At 67.3% G+C, this 2,117-nt stretch carries 3 protein-coding genes; all 3 read right to left on the minus strand.

The features are described 5' to 3' along the window. The coding region (locus AC1D1T_RS32105) for a right-handed parallel beta-helix repeat-containing protein (protein WP_477993404.1) at nucleotides 1-1,228 on the minus strand (1,228 nt) is incomplete at its 3' end. A gap of 9 nt (nucleotides 1,229-1,237) precedes the next feature. Then, complete coding sequence (locus tag AC1D1T_RS32110; RefSeq protein WP_477827794.1) at nucleotides 1,238-1,597, minus strand: hypothetical protein; 360 nt, start codon at nucleotides 1,595-1,597, stop codon at nucleotides 1,238-1,240. Nucleotides 1,598-1,714: 117 nt separating this feature from the next. After that, nucleotides 1,715-2,117, minus strand: a 403-nt coding sequence (locus AC1D1T_RS32115; RefSeq protein ID WP_477993406.1) for a hypothetical protein, incomplete at its 5' end; no start/stop codon positions are given.

The raw sequence follows: 2,117 nt of genomic DNA on the forward strand, positions 1-2,117 counted from the left end.
CGGCCTGCCGGGGCGCATCCCATCCGGCGGTCGACACGCTCTGGAACTCGGCATCGGACAGCGTCACGGCCAGGTTCCATGAGTTGAACTGGGCGTCGGTGCCGTCGACATGGGACAGCAGCATGCCCGTGAAGGCGATGTTGTTCCTGAGCGTGCCAAGCCCCACCGCCGCCCCGTCCGCACGGATACCGAGCATGTCGTAGTCGGGGTGGTTGCCGTAGCTGGTGTTGTTGAAATAGTCGTTCGCCAGCGGATGGTGGTTGGCGTAGATGCCGGCCGCCTTGTTGCTGAAGGCCACCGAGAAGCGCACCGTGTGCTTCACCGCGTTGTCGACGTACACGCCGCCGTAGCCGCCGGCCTTGATGCCGTTGCCGTTGCCCGCAGGCACCGGGGTGGTCGTGCCGGGCAGGTAGCCTTGCAGCCAGGCCCAGGAGTTCTCGATCGTGACGGGCGAGTAGGCGTTGATGAGGTCGAACCCGTCGTCGGAATTCCACCAGGCGCGGCAGCCGCGGAAGACGTTGCCGGGATGGTTGGCCGAGATGTGGGCGCCGAAGCCGTCGGCACTCTGGCCCGCGCCATTCGACGTCAGCGGGTCGTAGTTGTGGTGCGAATCGGTGTTCAGCACCAGGTTGTCGCTGCCGTCGTGGATGAACAGTCCCGGCCCCATGTGGTGGTGCGTGTCGAGCTGCTCGAAGATGTCGTGGCTGCCCGAGATCCAGACGCCCCACGATTCGTGGTTCAGGTTGTTGTTCTGCGGTACGCCCCGGATCTCGAGTCCCTTGAGGTGGACCCAGCTGCCGGTCACGTTGAAGCCCTTGATGCGGCAGTCGTCGGTTATCCCGGAGAAATCGAAGACCGGCTTCTCGCCGGGATAGGCCCAGTAGCGGATCGGGTCCTGCGGCGTCCCGCTCTTGTCCAGCGTGATCGCGTTGACGGTGTCCTGCCGGCTGGCGCAGGTGTTGACACCGGCGGTGTAGGTGTAGGTTCCGGCGCGCAGGTACACCGTGTCGCCGGGCGAGACGGTCGCCTGCGCGTGAGCGAGGGTCGCCCAGGGCGCCGATTGCGTTCCGGCTTGGGCGTCATCGCCGCCGGGCGCAACGAAGTAGGCGCCGGGGATCAACGCGGCGCTCGGCGGGTCTTGCGATCCTTGCGCGCCGCCGCCGCAACCGATCAAGGCCAGCATGGCCGCCAGGCAGAGGCTCACCGTCACAGCAGCGTTGCGCGTCATCGTGCGGCCTCAGATCACCAGTTCGCGCTCGACGTCCTGGGCCTTGCGCCGCGCCAGCGCCAGGTTGGACTTGCTCTTGTCGAGCACGAAGTAGACGAACACGCCTTCCTTGCGCGAGACCGGGCGGATGATGTGGTACTGCCGGCCCAGCGTGATCAGGATGTCGTCGATCACGTCGTTCAGGCCGAGCTGGCGCATCGTCTTCAGCTTGGCGCGCACCACCTCGGTGTTGCCGGCGGCAGCCACTTCGAGGTCGACACCGGAGCCTGTCGAGCCGAGCATCATGCCGCTGGCGGAATCGACCACCGCTGCGCACATCGCGCCGTCCACGGTCAGCAGGTCATCGAGGGATTGTTTGATGGTGGCCATGTTTCTTTCTTCCAATCGTCGGGTTGAGTGTGGAGATCGCTTCGGCACGGTGAAGGCCGCGCCCATGCCCGATCCCCGGGCTGGCATGTGTGTTGGAACGGACGCGCCGGCCCCTGGTCACGAACGGCGCAGCAGCTCGCCGAGTGCGCGCGCCATGCGCTGCAGCGCGATCCAGTCGACGCCGCGGTGCTCGCCATGCGCGACGAGCAGCACGTCGGGGTCGCTGCAGCACGGGAACACCGCGAGCACGCCGCCGCTGTGGTACATCACCGCCGCACCGAGCGTGCCCAGGCCGGCGAAGTTCAGCTTCTGCCGCTCGTGCAGCCGCCAGTAGTCCACTGCCGCTTCCCACACGCGCTCGGCGTTCGGCGCGCCGGCACGGCTGTCCCAGACCAGCCCGGTGTGCGCATCGACCAGCGCGCAGCCGACGACGCCCGGATGGGCGGCCATGCGGTCCAGCTCGGCACCGACCTGGATCGTGTTCATGCCGCGTTCATCAGGCGTTCGGCCTCCGCCAGGC

Source organism: Rhizobacter sp. P2_H3 (genome assembly GCF_056403355.1).